The organism is uncultured Cetobacterium sp. (assembly GCF_947072685.1).
Taxonomy (GTDB): Bacteria; Fusobacteriota; Fusobacteriia; order Fusobacteriales; family Fusobacteriaceae; genus Cetobacterium_A.
Map to the genome: position 1 here is coordinate 83,908 of NZ_CAMTIK010000009.1, position 18,820 is coordinate 102,727.

18 protein-coding genes are annotated in these 18,820 nt (G+C 31.6%); 1 reads left to right on the forward strand and 17 read right to left on the reverse strand.

Annotated features, from left to right (window positions below):
- Window positions 1-86: 86 nt before the first annotated feature.
- The 12 genes from Q0V67_RS04950 to Q0V67_RS05005 form a co-directional block, all read right to left on the reverse strand.
- Window positions 87-1,835, reverse strand: a complete 1,749-nt coding sequence (locus tag Q0V67_RS04950) for an NADH-dependent [FeFe] hydrogenase, group A6 (protein ID WP_297597609.1) — start codon at window positions 1,833-1,835, stop codon at window positions 87-89.
- Window positions 1,807-3,420, reverse strand: coding sequence for an NADH-ubiquinone oxidoreductase-F iron-sulfur binding region domain-containing protein (locus tag Q0V67_RS04955; RefSeq protein WP_297597611.1), 1,614 nt, complete (start codon window positions 3,418-3,420; stop codon window positions 1,807-1,809). The genes Q0V67_RS04950 and Q0V67_RS04955 overlap by 29 nt, the downstream gene beginning before the upstream one ends.
- On the reverse strand, window positions 3,417-3,911 hold the full coding sequence (locus Q0V67_RS04960; protein ID WP_297597614.1) for an NAD(P)H-dependent oxidoreductase subunit E: 495 nt from the start codon (window positions 3,909-3,911) through the stop codon (window positions 3,417-3,419). Before Q0V67_RS04960 ends, Q0V67_RS04955 begins: the two co-directional genes overlap by 4 nt.
- Window positions 3,912-4,025: 114 nt before the next feature.
- Window positions 4,026-4,454 (reverse strand): PTS galactosamine/N-acetylgalactosamine transporter subunit IIA, encoded by a 429-nt coding sequence (gene agaF, locus Q0V67_RS04965; RefSeq protein WP_297597616.1) that lies wholly within the window; start codon window positions 4,452-4,454, stop codon window positions 4,026-4,028.
- A gap of 16 nt (window positions 4,455-4,470) precedes the next feature.
- On the reverse strand, window positions 4,471-5,286 hold the full coding sequence (locus Q0V67_RS04970) for a PTS system mannose/fructose/sorbose family transporter subunit IID (protein WP_297597656.1): 816 nt from the start codon (window positions 5,284-5,286) through the stop codon (window positions 4,471-4,473).
- A complete protein-coding gene (agaW, locus tag Q0V67_RS04975; RefSeq protein ID WP_297597618.1) occupies window positions 5,276-6,055 on the reverse strand; it encodes a PTS N-acetylgalactosamine transporter subunit IIC in 780 nt (259 codons plus the stop codon). Before agaW ends, Q0V67_RS04970 begins: the two co-directional genes overlap by 11 nt.
- Before the next feature lie 16 nt (window positions 6,056-6,071).
- Window positions 6,072-6,554, reverse strand: coding sequence for a PTS N-acetylgalactosamine transporter subunit IIB (agaV, locus tag Q0V67_RS04980; RefSeq protein ID WP_297597632.1), 483 nt, complete (start codon window positions 6,552-6,554; stop codon window positions 6,072-6,074).
- 89 nt (window positions 6,555-6,643) lie between these two features.
- Entirely contained in the window at window positions 6,644-8,404 is a 1,761-nt protein-coding gene (locus tag Q0V67_RS04985) for a beta-galactosidase family protein (RefSeq protein WP_297597634.1), read from the reverse strand.
- A 10-nt stretch (window positions 8,405-8,414) separates the two neighbouring features.
- On the reverse strand, window positions 8,415-9,737 hold the full coding sequence (locus Q0V67_RS04990; RefSeq protein ID WP_297597636.1) for a sulfatase-like hydrolase/transferase: 1,323 nt from the start codon (window positions 9,735-9,737) through the stop codon (window positions 8,415-8,417).
- Between the two features lie 9 nt (window positions 9,738-9,746).
- Window positions 9,747-10,577 (reverse strand): carbohydrate ABC transporter permease, encoded by an 831-nt coding sequence (locus tag Q0V67_RS04995; protein WP_297597638.1) that lies wholly within the window; start codon window positions 10,575-10,577, stop codon window positions 9,747-9,749.
- A gap of 4 nt (window positions 10,578-10,581) precedes the next feature.
- The gene (locus Q0V67_RS05000) at window positions 10,582-11,526 is read right to left on the reverse strand and encodes a carbohydrate ABC transporter permease (protein ID WP_297597639.1); all 945 of its coding nucleotides are present in this window, start codon (window positions 11,524-11,526) and stop codon (window positions 10,582-10,584) included.
- A gap of 1 nt (window position 11,527) precedes the next feature.
- Complete coding sequence (locus Q0V67_RS05005; RefSeq protein WP_297597641.1) at window positions 11,528-12,787, reverse strand: ABC transporter substrate-binding protein; 1,260 nt, start codon at window positions 12,785-12,787, stop codon at window positions 11,528-11,530.
- Between the two features lie 296 nt (window positions 12,788-13,083).
- On the opposite strand from Q0V67_RS05005, the gene Q0V67_RS05010 reads away from it, so the two are divergent.
- Window positions 13,084-14,076, forward strand: a complete 993-nt coding sequence (locus Q0V67_RS05010) for a LacI family DNA-binding transcriptional regulator (protein WP_297597643.1) — start codon at window positions 13,084-13,086, stop codon at window positions 14,074-14,076.
- Between the two features lie 21 nt (window positions 14,077-14,097).
- Here the strand turns inward: Q0V67_RS05010 and Q0V67_RS05015 are convergent, their stop codons facing one another.
- Genes Q0V67_RS05015 through Q0V67_RS05035 form a run of 5 tightly spaced genes read right to left on the reverse strand, consistent with a single transcriptional unit; the run spans window position 14,098 to window position 18,712 of the window.
- Window positions 14,098-14,826 carry a GntR family transcriptional regulator gene (locus tag Q0V67_RS05015; protein ID WP_297597645.1) on the reverse strand — a complete coding sequence of 243 codons (729 nt, stop codon included), beginning with the start codon at window positions 14,824-14,826 and terminating at the stop codon, window positions 14,098-14,100.
- 56 nt (window positions 14,827-14,882) lie between these two features.
- Window positions 14,883-15,794 carry a 1-phosphofructokinase gene (pfkB, locus tag Q0V67_RS05020; protein WP_297597647.1) on the reverse strand — a complete coding sequence of 304 codons (912 nt, stop codon included), beginning with the start codon at window positions 15,792-15,794 and terminating at the stop codon, window positions 14,883-14,885.
- Between the two features lie 2 nt (window positions 15,795-15,796).
- Window positions 15,797-16,648, reverse strand: a complete 852-nt coding sequence (locus tag Q0V67_RS05025) for a tagatose bisphosphate family class II aldolase (RefSeq protein WP_297597649.1) — start codon at window positions 16,646-16,648, stop codon at window positions 15,797-15,799.
- Window positions 16,642-17,778 (reverse strand): SIS domain-containing protein, encoded by a 1,137-nt coding sequence (locus Q0V67_RS05030; RefSeq protein ID WP_297597651.1) that lies wholly within the window; start codon window positions 17,776-17,778, stop codon window positions 16,642-16,644. The genes Q0V67_RS05025 and Q0V67_RS05030 overlap by 7 nt, the downstream gene beginning before the upstream one ends.
- Entirely contained in the window at window positions 17,768-18,712 is a 945-nt protein-coding gene (locus tag Q0V67_RS05035) for a BadF/BadG/BcrA/BcrD ATPase family protein (RefSeq protein ID WP_297597654.1), read from the reverse strand. Before Q0V67_RS05035 ends, Q0V67_RS05030 begins: the two co-directional genes overlap by 11 nt.
- Between the last annotated feature and the right edge of the window lie 108 nt (window positions 18,713-18,820).

An 18,820-nucleotide genomic window follows, 5' to 3' on the forward strand; every position in this document is an offset into this window, starting at 1 on the left:
TATTTATACAAAATTTTATCATATTTCACTACAAAATCATACAACTAAAAAATCTCAGAACACCATATATTCTGAGACCTTTACTTTTATTTTTTTAAAAATTTTGTATGTAGTAACATTTTAGCTTTTTCTGAACACGGGTGTTCAAAATATTCTTTGTATAGTTTTTTTATATATGGGTTCTCATGAGCTTTTCTAAGTTCGAGCTTCGCGTCTATTTTATTTAAAGCCTCTACTCTCCTATCCAATATATCATATTTCCCGTGGATGAATGGCTGCCCTCCACCACCAACACATCCATCATGACAGGCCATTATCTCTATTGCATGATATATCTCTTTTCCAGATTTCACATTTTCTAAAAGTTTCCGAGCATTTCCTAGCCCATGAGCTATTCCTATCTTCAAATTTTGGGACCCAAATTTCACATTTTTTATTGTTAACCCTTTTGACTTCTCAATAGTAAAAATATTAAAATCTTTCAATTCTTCTCCTGTCATCCACTCATAAGCAGTTCTAAGAGCAGCCTCTAGTACTCCTCCTGTTCTTCCAAATATTATTCCAGCACCTGTATACTCTCCCATAGGAGAATCAAACTTCTCTTCCCTTATATCTTCAAAATCTATATTAAAATATCTGATCATATTCGCAAATTCTCTTGTTGAAATAGATATATCCGTATCCCTATTCCCCTCTTTTGAAAATTCAATTCTAGAAGCTTCATATTTTTTAGCAAGACATGGCATTATAGACACAACAACCAAATTTTCCCTGGCAAGGCCAATTTTAGGGGCCCATATATTTTTAGCTACTGCTGAGAACATCTGTTGTGGAGATTTACTTGTTGATGGTATATCCCGTAAGTCTGGAAAATTGTGTTCTATAAAATTTATCCACGCCGGACAGCACGATGTCAAAATTGGTAATTTTATATTTTTTTCTCCACGAACAAATCCTTCAATTCTTTCCTTTAACTCAGTTGCCTCCTCCATTATTGTTAAATCAGCAGCCCAACTCGTATCAAACACTCCATCAAATCCCATTTTTTTAAGGGCTGCAGCTATTTTTCCCTCAACATTTAAACCTACACTCATCCCAAATTCTTCCCCCAATGCAACTCTAACAGCTGGCGCTACCTGAACTATAACTTTTTTAATTGGATTTGCTAAGGCTTCCATCACTTCCCAACTATAATCTCTTTCATGCAATGCACCAACTGGACAAACACTCACACATTGACCACAAAATGTGCAAACGGTATCCTCTAAATTATCTCCATATGCTGTAGAAACTACCGAATGAAATCCTCTATTCACTGCTGATAGTACCCCACATGTTTGAACTTTATTACACATAGTTTCACATCTTCTACACATAACACATTTTTCTGGATCTCTTATAATTGATTCTGAGTATTCACTTTTGAATTTATTTTTTTCTCCCTCAAACCTAATATCTTTAAGTCTGAATTCCTGTGTTAACTTTTGAAGTTCACACTCTCCAGACTTAGAGCATGTTAAACAGTCTTTAGGATGATTTGAAATTAAAAGTTCAAGTATATTTTTTCTAATTTGGATAATTTGTGAAGAGTTTGTAACAATATTCATTCCTTCCCAGCAAATAGTTGAGCAAGCAGGATATAATCCCTCTCTTTTATCCACTTCCACAACACACATTCTACAAGTGGCATGATTATTTAAAAAGTATTCTTCTAATTTCAGATTGCAAAGTGTGGGTATTTTTATTCCTATATTTTTTGCGGCTACTAAAATAGTCGTATTTTCAGATACATTAGTTTCGATACCATCAATTATTATTGAAAACAACAGCTTCACCTACCTTATCTAAATATTCACTTCTAAATTTTTTCAATGTGGACAACACTGGGTTTGGAGCAGATTTTCCTAAACCACAAAGAGCAGCTCTTCTTACAGTTATACTTAACTCTTCTAAAAGTTCCAAATCCTTTACTTCTCCCTGTCCTTTCAATATTTTTTCTAAAATTTCGTAAAGTCTTTTTGTTCCAATTCTACAAGGGGTACATTTCCCACAAGATTCTCCCACAGAAAATCCCATATAAAATTTGGCTATCTCAACCATACAGTCATTTTCATCCAATACTATCAATCCACCAGATCCCATCATAGCACCTCTTTTTATAAGTTCATCATATTCAACTGATATTTCCAAATCGTCATCATTCAAACACCCTCCAGATGGACCACCAGTTTGAACGGCTTTAAACTTTTTATCCCCTTTTATTCCACCCCCAATCTCATATATTATATCTTTTAATTTTGTTCCTAGTGGAACCTCTACCAATCCAACTTTTTTAACTTTTCCTACAAGAGCAAACACTTTAGTTCCTGGAGACTTTTCCGTTCCGATTCCTCTATACCAACTCACACCATTTTGGAATATTCTAGTTACATTTGCAAATGTTTCAACATTATTTACAACTGTCGGTTTTTCTCTGTACCCAACTTTAACCGGATATGGTGGTTTTGCTTTAGGTTCTCCCCTTTTCCCTTCCATAGATTGAATAAGTGCTGTTTCCTCCCCACAAACAAAGGCGCCAGCTCCATATTTTAGTTCAATATTAAAACTAAAATTTGTTTCAAATATTTTATCTCCCAACATTCCATTTTTTTTCAAATCCTCGATAGCTTTTAATAGTATTTCTATTGCTTGTGGATATTCTGCTCTTATATATATAATTCCTTTCTTCGCTCCTACTGCATACCCCCCAATAATCATTCCTTCCAATACTAAATGTGGGTCTCCTGCTAAAATTGATCTATCCATAAAGGCTCCTGGATCCCCCTCATCTGCATTGCACACTATATATTTCTCCTCCCCATCCTCTCCATAAAGAGCTCTCCATTTTTTCCCTGTTGGATATCCTGCACCTCCTCGCCCTCTCAAGCCAGATTTTTCTATATCTTCTATAACTTTTTCCCTAGAAAATTCATGAACTACCCTTTCTAGAGAAAAATAAGCTCCACGAGCTATAGCACTCTCTAAATTTTCTGGATTTATATCCCCACAATTCAAAAGAGACACTCTTTTTTCCTTTACTCTAGGTCTTTCTCCATCTCCTATATCTTTTTTTTCAACTATTCTATCCAATATAAGTTTAGCTTTTTCAAGTGTTATATCCCCTATAATTTCAACTTTTTCAAATTTTGGATTCACTATTTTTAATGTAGGTTCACAATAACAAAAACCCATACAACCAGTTGGAATCAAATCTATATTCAATCCTCTATTTTTTATCTCTTCTAATAAATAATCAAATATCTTTTCTGAACCTGAAGATTTTGCACAAACAGACATAGCTACTTTTATCTGAATTCTATCTTTTTCTTGTTCTTGAAATTTTTTCTTTATTAACTCCAAACCCTCTCTATTTTTTATCATATATTTTCACTCCTCTCTTTGTAATCTTTTAATATATCTTTTAAATATTCTGGAGTCAATTTACTATATATTTTTCCATTTATATTTATCACTGGGGCTAATGCACAAGCACCAAAACACCTAACTACACTTAAAGAAAAAAGTCCATCTTCAGTTATTTGCCCTATATCTATATTTAAAATATTTTTTATCTCCCTCAACAGATCTTCAGATTTATTTATATAGCAAGCTGTTCCCATACAGATATGAATTGGATACACCCCTTCTGGTTCCGTTATAAAATAACTATAAAATGTTATTACCCCATATATTTCAGCAATAGGAACTCTTAGTTTTTTTGATATCAACTTTTGAATATCTTTAGGTATATATCCAAATATATTTTGAGTTTTTCTCAAAACAACAATTAACTGCTCTCGATTTTCACCTACATCATCCATAAATCTCTCTAATTCTAAATACTTTCCTCTTATAGAATCTTTATTTTCCATATATTTTCCTCCAATAAGATCTTTTATATATACTTAGTTATTTTCTAAGTTTTTCCTTTAACTTTAATATAAATAAAAAGATCCTGAGATATAAAATATCTCAGGATCTTCAGTTTAAATTCCATCTATTTCATCGGCTAATACATTCGAGACTGGTTCCTCAAATACCAATAAAGAATTTTTCGCGTGTATTAAAATATCTCTTATTATTTCAGAGCACTCCCCTTCTTCTCTCAGTTCTAACGCCGACAATACACTTGGAAGATTTGTTCCTCCAATAACTTTTATATTTCCTTTTTCTTGCGAAAGGGATACTGCTGTTGAAAATGGTGTCCCTCCTGCCAAATCAGTTAGAAATAAAACTCCCTCCTTCTCATCGAGCTCTTGAATGGCTTCATTAAACCTCTTTTCTAACTCTTCAGTTCCCATTCCATTATTAAAATTTATATACTTTATTTTTTCCTGTTGTCCTACAATATACTCCAGTGTTTTTTCAAATCCTGATGCAAACTCTCCGTGTCCACTTATGATTATTCCTAACATTTTTTCTCCTTATAGTTTAAAGTATTCCTACTAAAGTTCCTAAAATTCCAATTCCTAATGTTATCATAATAAGAGTTATCGGTGTTTTACCTTTTTTTAACAGATAAAACATGAATAATGTGTACATTAACGGCAACATATTTGGCATAATTTTATCTATTACATCTGTTTGGATATTAACTGCTGTTGAGCCCATTTCAATTACATACGGAATATTTAATCTAACAAAAGACGCAATTAATCCCCCTACAACTGTCAATCCAAGTATCAAAGATCCCTTTGTTACATATTCTGTATCTCCTTGAAGTTTTTGAATCGCATCCACCCCCATCTTATAAGAGTAGTGCATTAAGAAAAATCTCAGAAAAATATGTACCGAATTAAATATCAATAAAAATACGATTGGTCCTGCAATACTTCCTTCAAGAGATAAAGATACTCCAATACTTGCTGCTATCGGCAACAATGTAAACCAAAATAACGCATCTCCTATTCCACCCAAAGGTCCCATAAGAGCTATTTTTATTCCTCTTATTGATTCTTGACTCTCTTTACTCTCTTCCATAGCTGTCACAATTCCTTGAACAAATGTAACTAAAAACGGATGAACATTGAAAAATTCCATGTGAAGCTTCATTGATCTTGATAAATCCTCTTTATTCTTATGAATCTTCTTCAATGCTGGAAGCATAGCATATAGCCAACCACATGCCTGCATTCTCTCGTAGTTAAATGAGGCTTGTAAAAGAAATGATCTCCACACCATATGGTTCAATTCTTTTTTCGTTATTACTTTCTCTTGACTTTTATCAACATACCCATTAGATTCCATCACTATAATCATCCTCCTTAGCACTCGAAGATATAAACTCCATTTTATCTATTTTTTTATTATTTTGATAATCATAGATAGCTATTATAAATCCTACTGCGGCAATTCCAATTACAGGTAAGTTTAAATATGTTGCTAATATAAAACCTAGCACAAAGAATATAATATAGTCTTTTTTAAACATTATATTAAGTAATAGTGCAAATCCTATTGCAGGCATCATTCCACCGGCAACTCCAAATCCTCTTATTAACCACTCTGGTAAAACTGAAACAACCGCTTGCGCAGCCTCTGCTCCAATAGATATTGGTAAAAATGTTACTAAGAAATAAAATACAAATAAAATCCCCATTCCACTGTAGTTTATTATATTTATCCCCCTATCATTACACTCTTCAGCATATTTGTCTGCTGTATGCATCACAGGAGAAAAGAAAGTAAATAAAAGAGTTATACAAGCTTGTACTGCCACAGCAAACGGAATTGCTATCCCTACTGCTACAGTTGGATCTTGCTTCGTTAAAATTGCAAAAGCTGATCCTATAATTCCACCAACCACCACATTTGGAGGTTGTGCTCCGCCCACTGGTACTGCTCCCATCCAAACTAATTCTAGAGTTGCTCCAGCTATCAGCCCTGTTTTTATATCACCTAATATTAGCCCTACAATCAATCCACTCACCAAAGGTCTGTGAATATGACTCAATCCATCAAATAAATCTATCCCTGCAAGTCCTGCATATATAGCAATTAAGAATGCATGAAACATAAGAATCCCTCCCTTTTTATTTAATCAAACTCAGTATATCCTCTTTTCCTTCTGTTGGTACTCTTTGAATCTCTAACTTCACACCATATTGAGAGAGCTTTTTGAAAGTATCAATATCACATTGATCTACACAAACTGCTTTTGATATTTGAGTTTTACCCTCTGACATATGCATATTTCCTATATTTACTTTTTTTATAGGTACCCCCCCCTCAACCAACTTTAAAACATCTTGTGGAGTCTCAGCTATTATTGCAATCAGCTGTCTAGGTGCAGCCTTATGAATAACATCAATAGTTTTCTGAATTGAAAAATATCTTGTTTGAGCTCCTTTTGGTGCTGCTAAATTCATTAAACCTTGTCTCGTAGTATTTTGAGCAACATCATCATTTGGAACCAACAATAAATTCGCTCCCGAATATTGTGCCCATGCCGTTGCTACTTGTCCGTGAATTAATCTGTTATCAATTCTTACTAATACTATGTTTGGCTCTGCCATTTTAACACCCCTTTTTTAAGTTGTCCGTACCACTTTGTGATACGAGTATACCTCATTTTTCTCAAAAGTCAATATGTATTTTTAAATTTTTAACTCAATTTAGCTTTATCCATCAAAACCATTTTTTCTCCAAAATTATGCAACTCTAAAACAGTTATTTCATTAATACCGATAGTCAATAGATCTTTTGGTAAATATAACCTTTTTTGTGGTCCAACTTTCCAAAATCTTCCTAAATTAAATCCATTTATATATATAACACCTTTATCCCAACCATCAAAATCTATAAATGTATCTGCCAGCTCATCTACTATGAAGCTACCTTTATAAAATGTTGGTATATTTTCTGAAATCTCACCTAAATTTTCAAATTTTAAAGAAGCTAAATTATCTAATGGAAGTGTATATATGTTCCAATTGAATAAAAATTGATTGTTCAATCTAACTCCTTCTGTTATGCCCTTATAATCTTTTAGTAATGGACCATAATTAATTCTCCCCATATTTTCTACTAATATCTTTAAAGTACTTTCTTTTTCAAGTGTGCTAATTTTAATTTCTTGAGAATTATTCCTATCAATAACACCTATATATTCATCATTTAAATAGATCATAGCTCTGTCTCTAACATCTTGAAGAGATAGTTTCATTCCATCTACCTGCCCTTTAATTTTTGTTTCATAAACTATAAACCCATAGTCTTGATCAAAATATTCCATCGGTTTTATATATGGAGAATGAAATTTAGAACCCAATACTTCTAAATTATTAAACAATAACGTCTTTTCAGTAAATTTAACCTCTCCGTATGATTTTTTTCTTGAATTTTCTACATCAAATATTTTATGGTTTTTATGTTTTTTAATACTAACTTTTTCTGAGTAATCGTTTAACATTTTCTTTACCAAATCATATTTTTCTGTTAAATCTCCAGACTCTGTGAGCATTGAATCATAATCATAACTTGTCACGGTAGCTCTATGCTTTCCGTCATAATTAGCTCCTGACATGAATCCAAAATTACTTCCACCATGGAACATATAAAAATTAACTGATATTTTTCCTTCTAGCATTTTTTGAAACTCTTCTAACATGCTTTTAGATTCTCTTGTTATATGCTCATATCCCCAATGATCAAACCATCCTATCCAAAATTCCATAACCATTTTAGGCATGTCACTCTGATAATTCCCAAGTATTTCAAAAGCTTCCTCTGTTTTCGAACCATAATTTATAGTCTTCCAAATATCCGGTAAAGTTCCTCCTGAAAGCATTGAATGGGTTGGTCCATCAGAAGTAAATAGCGGAACATCCACTCCTCTATCAGTCAATGCATCTTTTAGATAATTTAAATAATTATGATCATTTCCATAGCTTCCATACTCATTTTCTATTTGCATCGCAATTATAGGCCCACCATTAGTCGAAAGATAAGGAATTATTCTAAAAATCAACTCATTGTAATATCTATTTACTTTTTCAATATATGTTTCGTGCATTGTTCTCAATACAATCCCATCATATTTCAATAACCATGAGGGTAAACCACCAAATTCCCACTCTGCACATATATATGGTGAAGGTCGAAAGATAACATATAATCCCACCTCTTCTGCTATTTTTAAAAAATTTTCTACATCTAGTATTCCGTTAAAATTAAACTCATTCTCTCTAGGCTCATGCAAGTTCCAAGGTACATAAGTTTCAACACAATTGAACCCAGCACTTGCAATTTTTTCCAATCTATCTCTCCACTGGTTGGGCAAAGTTCTAAAATAATGCATGGCACCAGACATCAAAAGTGTTTCCTCTCCATTTATAAATAATTTATCTCCACATATTTTTAACATATAAATCCCCCTATCTAATACTACATACTCTTTTTTCATATTTTTCTATCTCTTTTATTAAAAGCAATTTTAACTTGTTCTCAATTTCAATATACTCAACTTTCCCCAGTAAATTTTCACTTTCATTTGGGTCTGAACATAAATCATAAAGATACAACCCCTCATAAGTTTCTGCATATGAGTCTTGCCAAGGATTTTTATCCGGAGCATAAACACAATATTTATAATTTTTTGTTCTTATAGCTCTGCCCACAATACTCTCACTTATTTGAATAAAAACTGTATCTCCAGCTTCTTTTTTAACTTTTTCTTGAATTGCTTCACCTTGCATCTCATTTTTCTCTGTCACACCAGCTATCTCTAATATTGTAGGTGGCAAATCTAGTAAACTTACAAATTTGCTCACTCTACCACACTTAAATCCTTCCCCATGTATAATTAGAGGAGTTTTTATCACACCCTCATGACACGATCTTTTATAGTCATCTGCACCTGGTTTTTTCAAATCTCTATTTCTAGTTTTAAAATGACACCCGTGATCACTAGTATAAATTATTATCGTATTCTCATATTCACCTATCTCTTTTAATTTCTTTACTATTCTACCTACATTTTCATCTATTGAATTACAACAACCCAAATAGTCAGCATACTCCTCTTTTGCATCTCCACATTGGAATTGCTTAATATCTTTTGGCAATTTAAAACCTTTATATTTTTCTTTTGAACCAATTGGTCCCTCATAAGTCTTTCTATCATTTTGATGATGAGGTTCAATATACGATAAAAACAGAAAAAATGGTTTATCTTTTTTTTTGTCATTTAAATATGAAAGCGCATAATCTGTCATAGCATCCACTCGATAGCCTTCAAACTCTACTTTAGACATATTTTTATCAAAAACATATCCCCCATACCCATGTGAAGTAAACTCTAAAATATCTGAAGCCATCCAATAATCCTTGTATCCTCCTCTTTTATTAGGTGGAACTGCCGTTTGATGATATTCCTCTTTGCCATCATCTGACGCTAAATGCCATTTACCAACATACGCTGTTTCATATCCTTTATCATTTAAATATTCTGCTAAAGTTTTTGTATTATTTGGCAATGAAATCCCATTTTTAAAAGTCCCTATTTCTGTTGGGTATCTCCCTGTTTGTAAGCAAGATCTAGCTGGTCCACAAACAGGTTGAACTGTAAATGAATTTTCAAAAACACTCCCTTCTTGTGCTAATTTATCCAAATTTGGCGTTATATTTAACTCCTGTCCATAACATCCCATTGTATCCTGTCTCTGTTGATCCGAAAAAATAAAAACTATGTTCTTCAAAATTTATCACTACTCCTTTACTGCTCCTGCTGCCATTCCAGCAAGAATTTTTTTTCTAAACAATAAATATAAAACTATTCCTGGAATCATTACAACAACGACTGCAGCACTCAACTTTGCCCAAGAACCACTTCTTCCAACATAGTTCATTAACATTGTTGTCATTGTTGCATTTTTAGGACTTGGCATATATAAATATGGAGTAAACATATCATTTAAGACTGCTACTGACTTTAGTATTGCAAGAGTTGCCGTCGCTGGAATAATAACTGGAAATATAATTTTCCAGTAAATTTTGAAATATGAACATCCGTCAATCATTGCACTTTCATCCAAAGAAAATGGTATCTGATCTATAAATTGTTTATATATATATATTTGCATTAAATCAGTTCCCACATAAATTAAAAGTGGTGCAAAAATAGTATCATAAACTCCTAATTTTGCTATTATTCCAAACCTTGTTATCTCTGCAATAAAGCCTGGCAATAGCATTCCTACACTTAATAAAAAGAAGAATATTCTCTTAAATTTAAATTCAAATCTACTCAATGAGTACGCTACCATACTTGCTAAGAGCGAGTTTATTATTACCGTTAAAAATACTAATAACGAAGAATTTTTTAAAGCTGTCAACATATTCCCCTCTTTAAAAACATCTACATAATTTTGAAGTGTAAAAGGTTTTGGCAAAGCCAAAATACTTTCTCTAGCTATTTGTATCGGTGTTTTAAACGAAGAAAATAACGTTATTAACAATGGCATTATAACTACTAATGTAAAAAATATAAACACTGTATGATTAAATACATTAAAAAAACTAAATTTTCTTTTTTTCATATCTTTATCCTTTCATCCCAAGTAATTTATCTTGAATTTTTGATAATAACAAAATCATTATAATTAAAACAATTGCCATTGCTGCAGCTAATCCAAAGTTTTCAAATTCAAAGGCTATTTTTACCAAATTTAAAGCAAATGTTGTACTGCTTTCTTTGGGGCCTCCACTTGTCATTACAAATGGAATATCAAAAACCATCAATGCTCCTCTAGCATTTAAAAACAAAACTATACTTGTCACTGTTTTCATATTTGGCATTATTATTTTTCTAAATTGCTGAAAAACTGTTGCTCCATCTATATAAGCCGCTTCTAACATATCCTTTGAAATAGACTGTAGACCCGCCAAAAATAATATTATAGGCATTCCTGTAAATCTCCATAAAGAAACGGCTGCTAAAGAAAAATTAACAATCTTTGGATCACTGATCCAACCAACCTTTGACATATTCATTAGCTCTAAAACTGCATTCAACACCCCGTCTTCAGAGCTATATAAGAACGAAAACATATACGCTACTGCCACACCATTTATTATATATGGCATAAAAAATATACTCTTAAAAAACTCACTCCCCTTTATATATCTATCCAGTAAAAACGCAACATACAATTCAACTGGAATTAATAAAAAATGAAGTACAAAATATACACTATTCGTTTTCAATGTCATCCATAAACTCTTTGAAGTAAATAAATTTTTAAAATTTCCAAGACCCACATACTTATAACTTTGAGAAACTCCATTCCAATCTGTAAAGCTTATATAAACTAACTTTAGTGCTGGATATATTATAAAGCCTAATAGCATTATAGTTGGAATTGTTAAAAATGTTACAAGTAATATTTTTTTTTGGATATCCTTATTTTGTAACCATTCTCTTAATAAAAATGGAGTTTTTTTCTCTTCAAATAGCTCCCTTTTTTCTAAAATTCCCTCTTGAGACATTTTAACCTCCTATTACTTTAGCTTTAGCTTCTTTCCATTTAATATTCCACTCGCTCATCAATCCTTCAAACTCTGTTCCACTTAAAAGCTCTTGTGATAACTGATTTTGATCATAACGAGTTTCATTTTTAATTTTTGTATAGTTTTCTCCACCTGGGATTTGATATACAGGTTCTAAATTTTCTATCCCATTCATCACTTCTACAAATGGGCTATCTTTAAGTTTTACTCCAGACACTGATGGAATTACTTGCATATAATTTATATACTCTTTATAGTATTCACTTGTAAAAAACCAATCTAAAAAATCTTTAGCTTCTTGTTGATATTTCGATGCGTTTGGAACTCCTAAAAACACTTCTCCTGTTACAAAATATCTATATTTTTCATTTATATCATCTCTTACAGGCATTAAAAACATTCCTAAATCTTCTTTTTCATTTTCTGGAGCTTCATCCATATATGATTTATAATACCACTGTCCAGCTGCCATCATTGCTGCTTTTTTAGATAAAAACATATTTGTCTCTTGACTCCACCCATAACCTAAAGGGTTTTTTCCGGCTGGATTTAATGAGAATAATTGATTTACTTTTTTGTAGCCATTATATACGCTTGTATTTTCTGAAAACGGTGTATCTAATCCTCCCATTTGGTTTAAAACATTATCCCCACCTGTAACTAAATATGGAATAAACTGTCCATATGGATATGTTGTCCATAAATCCTTTCCTCCAATCGCCAAAGGGATACATTCTCCACTCTCATTTATTTTTTCTATCACTCCTAAAAATTCTCCCCAAGTACTTGGTGGTGTTATCCCAAGTTTATTAAAAATACTTTTTCTATAATAAACAAATTCATTAAATCCATACATCGGTAACCCGACTGTTTTTCCTTCAATTTTATAAGCTTTTGCAAATTCATTTACTTTTGTGGCATTTAATTCACTTAAATCTACAACCGAATCCTTGTATGTATACATATGTTTGTTTCTAATTGCGAAAATATCCGGAAGTTGATTTGCTGTGTTTCTAATTTTCATTGTAGTATCATAATCTGTATTGGGTATTTTCTCTATTTTTATTGTTACATCTGGATTAATTTTTTTATATGCATCTGCTAAACTATTTGTCTCCATCAGATAGGCGTCCCCTGTTCCTTCCCAAATTGACATTGTCAATACTTTGTTATTATCTTTTTCACCACACCCCACCAACCCAAAAGTTGTTAATAAAAGACCTACTAATATCTTCTTCATCGTTCCCTCCGTTAACTTTTTTGTTCAAGATTACGTATTCTTGAGTCTCTATTCCATTATATTTCAACTCAAAGATTATGTCAACTTCATGTTTAAAGTGTACTATTTTAAATTTCTATGACCTTTTTAATTATATAATTTATTAAAAAATTAAAATCTTTTTCAAGAATACGTATTCTTGAAAAAGATTTTAATACATTTTGCTTTCTATGTCAAACATTTTATTTTTTATTTGACAAATATACTCTATTAATTTAAAATCTAATGTATTTTACAAAATCGGGGGGGTAATCTATTTGAAAAAAAATAATTTAACAATGAAAGATATTGCTCAATTAGCTGGGGTTTCTCAGCCCACTGTTTCTAGAGTTATTAATAACAACCCTAAAGTTAATCCATTGATTAAAGAACGTGTTTTAAATATTATAAAAGAATATAATTTCAAACCTAATCAAAATGCTAAAACTTTAAGAGGAAACAGTTCTAAAATTATCGGTCTTATTGTTTTTGACTTCTCAAATTACTATTATTTAGAAATGGTTAAGTATGCTGAAAAAGCTGCTCGTGAAAAAGGTTATACTATTATTGTTATGAACTCTGAAGGAAATCAATCACTTGAACTAGAACATATTATGCAACTAATCGCCAGAAAAGTTGACGGTATTTTGATTGCACCTACATCCAAAGAAAATTTGAAATATTTAAAAAATACAACTACTCCATTTTTAGTAATAAATACAATTTTTAAAAATTATAGTAGCATTTCTACCTCTCTCTTTGATGGCGGTAAAATAGCTAGCGATTTTTTAATTTCTTTAGGTCATAAAAAAATAGCTTTTATTGGAGCTGATTTGAAAAATCCAAAATTTCTTGGAATGAAATCCTCACTTGAAAAAAACAAAATTAAAATGGGGAAATCTTCCTTTATAAAAACGGATACATTGAATATGAAACTTGATAATATTTTCTATTACCTTGATTCTCATCCAAATGAATTTACTGCCTTCATATGTTCAAACGACAATATCGCTTTATATCTTATTTCTGAATTTGAGAAAAGGGGAGTTAAAATTCCAGAAGACATCTCTGTTGTTGGTTTTGATAATACTATTATATCAAAAATACTAAATATATCCTCTATTAAGCAACCTATGGAGGAGATGATGATAAAATCTATACAGTTATTAACAGGCAGCACATCTATCAACAATAGCATTATCCAAATTGAATTAGAACCAATTTTAATTGAGCGAAAGAGTACTAAAAAATTTAAAAAAAACTCACCGTAACCTTATAGTTACAGTGAGTTTTTATCTTATATCTAATTTTACTTTGTATTTAAACTTATCTCCTCTAACAATAGATTTGGTGTATTCAATAAGCTTATTCCCTTCATATGTATAACGTTCTAAAACTATTCCTGGACTTCCAGATGGCACATTTAAAATATCTGCCTCCACATCATTTAATATACATGGATAAAAACTTTCCTCTGCATATGAAAACTTTACTCCATATTTTTTTTTCATTATTTGGTAAAGCCCTTCCTCTTCTAGATCACTTTCTTCTAATCCAATAAATCTTTCAAAAGGAAGATATGTTATTTCATTCATCATTGCCTCTCCGTCCGCGAGTCTAATTCTACTTAAAACCAATACTTTCTCCTCGTTACTAATACCCATTTTTTTTCCTACTGCCTGTCCACTCTCTTTTAAAACCAAACTTAACACTCTATTCCCTGGTTTTTTTCCCTGCTTTTGAACTTCATCTCCAAAAGAGTAAAACCCATTTAATTCCTGATTGATTCTCTTTTGTGATACAAAATTCCCCTTTCCTTGAATTTTATATATAATTCCTTGCCGTTGAAGTTCTGATAAGGCTTGCCTCACTGTTGCTCTACTTATGCTATATATTTCTGAAAGTTCTCTTTCAGAAGGTATCTTTTCCCCTGATCTTATCTCCTCACTTTCAATCCTATCATTCAATATCTCTATTAATTGTAAATATAATGGTGCTCCACTATCTTTTTTTATTTCCATTTCAACCTCTCTTTCAAGAATATTATAATGCAAATGAGGAAGATATTCAATCTTCCTCATATTTTTTCAATAATTATTTTTGAAAACAATTCCTGTACTACTTCTAAATCCACGTACCCTGTTTCCACTTTCATAGCATTGGATATTCCACAAGCCATACTATATTTTAAAATCTCCTCCAATGGCAGTCCACTGCTCAATCCATATGCAAATCCTGCAATACTTGAATCTCCGCTCCCTACAGGGTTTTTTATTTGAACTTTGGGTATTGTTATCTTATAGCTTTCATCCCCTACATATACCGCTCCCTCTCCCCCAAGAGAAATAAGTATATTTCTAGCTCCCATCGATTTAAGTTTTTTTCCAGCCTCTACTATTTCTTCTACGGTCTTAACTCTATACCCCAAAAGAGCTTCTAACTCATCTTTGTTAGGTTTTATAAGAAAAGGTTTCCCCTCTATTCCCGCTTTCAAAGAAATACCACTTGTATCCAGTAGGACTTTTTTCTTTCTCGCAATTACAGACAGTTCTTTATATATATCTGTTTGTATATTTTTTGGTAAACTTCCACTCAAACAGATTACTTCAAATTTTTCACAATTTTTTTTAAAAAAATCTATAAATTTTTTTAATTCTTCTTCATCTATTTCAGATCCAGGTTCTAAAATTTCAGTTTGACTATTTTCTCCTAGTATTGCAATGCAGCTTCTTGTTTCTGAATTTATTTTTATAAATTCATTTTTTATTTCAAGCTTTTTTAATTCTTCTGCAATCCACTGACCATTATTCCCACCAAGAAATCCCGTTGCAACAACATTTTTTCCTAATGTTTGTAAAACTCTCGAAACATTCAATCCTTTTCCTCCAGCAGTTTTATTAGATTTAGCTCTAAAAATAGAGTTCAACTTAAATTCTCCTATCTCGTATCTAATATCAACAGCTGGGTTTAAAGTTACCGTTAGTATCATTATTATCCTCTATCTGAACTTTTACACATTGTTATTTTGTCGATTACTACTTTTTTCATAGCTTCTTTTGCTGGAATTAAATATTTTCTCGGATCTGTTTCGTTAGGATTCATTGCAAAAAACTCTTTTAAACTTGTTGCAAATGGTATTTTCAATTCGGTTGCAATATTCACTTTACAAATTCCATCTTCAATAGTTCTTCTTACTGAATCAAAAGGAACCCCTGATGCACCGTGAAGAACAAGTGGAATTTTAACTAATTTTTTTATATCCTCAAGTCTTTTATAATCCAATTTAGGCTCACTTTTATACAATCCATGTGCTGTCCCTATTGCAATAGCAAGAGAATCTACGCCAGTTTTTTCAACGAACTCCTTTGCCATCTTTGGATCTGTATAGCTTGACTGAGATTCATCTACTATCAAATCATCTTCTTGTCCTACTAATTTTCCCAATTCAGCTTCAACTGTTACATTATATCTATGTGCAAAATTTACTATCTCTTTTACAATTTTTATATTTTCTTCAAATGAGTGATGTGAAGCATCTATCATTACAGATTTACACCCTAACTTTATAGCTTTTTTTATATCTTCTACATCTTCATGATGATCTAAATGAAAAGCTATAGGTATATCATATTTATCACTCGCTGTCTCTACCATCTTTATTAAATACTCAATGCCTGCATACTTTACTGTGCTTGGTGTTGCAGCTAAAATAACTGGAGATTTCATCTCATTTGCCGTATCTACTACAACTTGAATTGTTTCTAAATTATGTATATTAAACGCTGGAACTGCATACCCTCCTTTTTGTGCATCTATTAACATCTGATTTGTTGAAACTAACATTTCACTTCCCCCTTGTATTCATATATTGTCACACCTTGAACCACTCTATTCACTTCTCCTGTAGGACAAGGATTATCTGGATTTATCCCATAATTTAAAGATTTTTTAAGTGCAAATACCTGTGCAAAGTAAACATAAGGAAACATATTAAAAACTTCATTTATTGAGTCCTCTATCTCTCCCAATGATATATAATAATGAGAATTTTCCATAGCCTCTTCACAATTTTTCATATCTATTGTCACCAATATTTTTTTCTTATTCTCACTATACATCTCTTTTAAAAGATCTAATTCATATTTTCTAGTATATAAATTATTTGATAAAAACATTACTATAATAGTAGAATCATTCACTATTGATTTAGGACCATGTCTAAATCCCAAAGGAGAGTTATAATGTAAGCTCATATTTCCCGCTGTTAACTCTAAGCATTTCAAAGCTGCTTCCTCTGCTAGTCCCTTTAAACAAGAACTTCCCAAGTACACAATCCTAGACGTTTGTAGCTTTATCAAGCTTTCAATCAAAGCATCTATTCCCTCAACATTTTTAACAATTGCTTTTATACTATAATTTATGTTTTTTTCTATTGATTCAATTTTATCCAAATTAAATATAGTTATCCCTGCTAAAGCCATACATGTAAAACTACTTGTCATTGCAAATCCTTTATCATTTGATTTTTCTGGCATTAAAAGAACCAACGAATTTGGATCATCTTTTTTATTGACAGCTAATTTCCCATCTCCATTACATGTTATCAATATATGACAAATATCATCCACTATCTCATCTGCTAGATTTACTGTTGCTAAACTCTCAGGACTATTTCCTGAACGAGCAAAAGACACCAATAACAATTTTTCACTTTTCTTTAAATAGTTGTTTGGATTAGAAACAATATCTGTTGTAGCTATTGAATTAAAGTTTGTCCCTAAGTATGGAGCTATTGTATTTCCTACGAATTCCGATGTCCCTGCTCCTGTAAATACTACTCTTCTATTTTTATAATCTATACTTTTTAAAAAGTTTTCAATTTCTATTTTTTTATTTTTTATTTGTTCTAACGTTTTAGGCCAAAGCTCTTTTTGCTGCTCTATCTCTTTTTCTGTCACACATCTAGTTTGCATTTACTTCCTCCCATAATTTTAAACTGTATAGTGCTGATCCATATACAGGTGAATATTTTGGTTCTAATATTTTCACATCTATTTTATTTTTAGATAAGTATTCTTCCAAGTGATTAAAAATATAATCTGACGCTTTAAATACTCCACCTGTATATGAAATTTTTATTGGTTTATTTATGAATTCAATTTGATTTACAATAGCTTTTATCATAAGTCCGATTTCCACTGCAGCTTCCTTAAAAATAGCCTTTGAATACTCCTCATTAGCTAGAGCTGCTTCATATACAACTAGAGATAATTTAGCTATTTTTCCTCTATCCAAAGTATATTTATTATACACAATATCAATCAAATCAAAATCATCCTGCAGTCCAATTCTATTTCTAAAAATTTCATAAAATTTTGTTTTATCTAATCTTCCATCAGATTGCTTAGTAAAAACCTCTATTCCTTTTTTAGCAATCCAATGGGCGGAGCCTTCATCACCACATGCATGTCCCCATCCGCTACTACGTCCTTCCTCACCCAATTCATTTATTCCATATGCAATTGCACCTGTTCCAGCAATTATATTTATACCTGGCTCACAAGCTAGGGATCCTGCCCAACCAGCTTTCATATCGTTACCAATTTGATAATTTAATGTTCCCCAACTTTTTTCTACCACTTTTTCTATCTTCAATTTATCTTCCTTTATTTCTCCGTATCCCGGAATACCTGCAAAAATATACCCTACTTCATTCAATGATATATCAAGCTGACTCTGAACTCTATCCAAGATGTTTTTCAGTAAATTCTCTAACCCCTCAAAACCAATTTGCAAATAATGACCTGTTTCTGTTTCAAAATTAAGAACCTCTTTTTTTTCTTTATCAATTACAGAAACTGCAGTTTTTGTTCCTCCGCTGTCAATTCCTATAAAATATTTCCCCATCTTTATTTCTCCCCCCATCTTCTCTAAAGTGGTATGTACCAGTTGGTTTATTATAATTTTTTTATCTCATTTTGTCAAATGTTTTATTTTTTATTTATCTTCAGCACT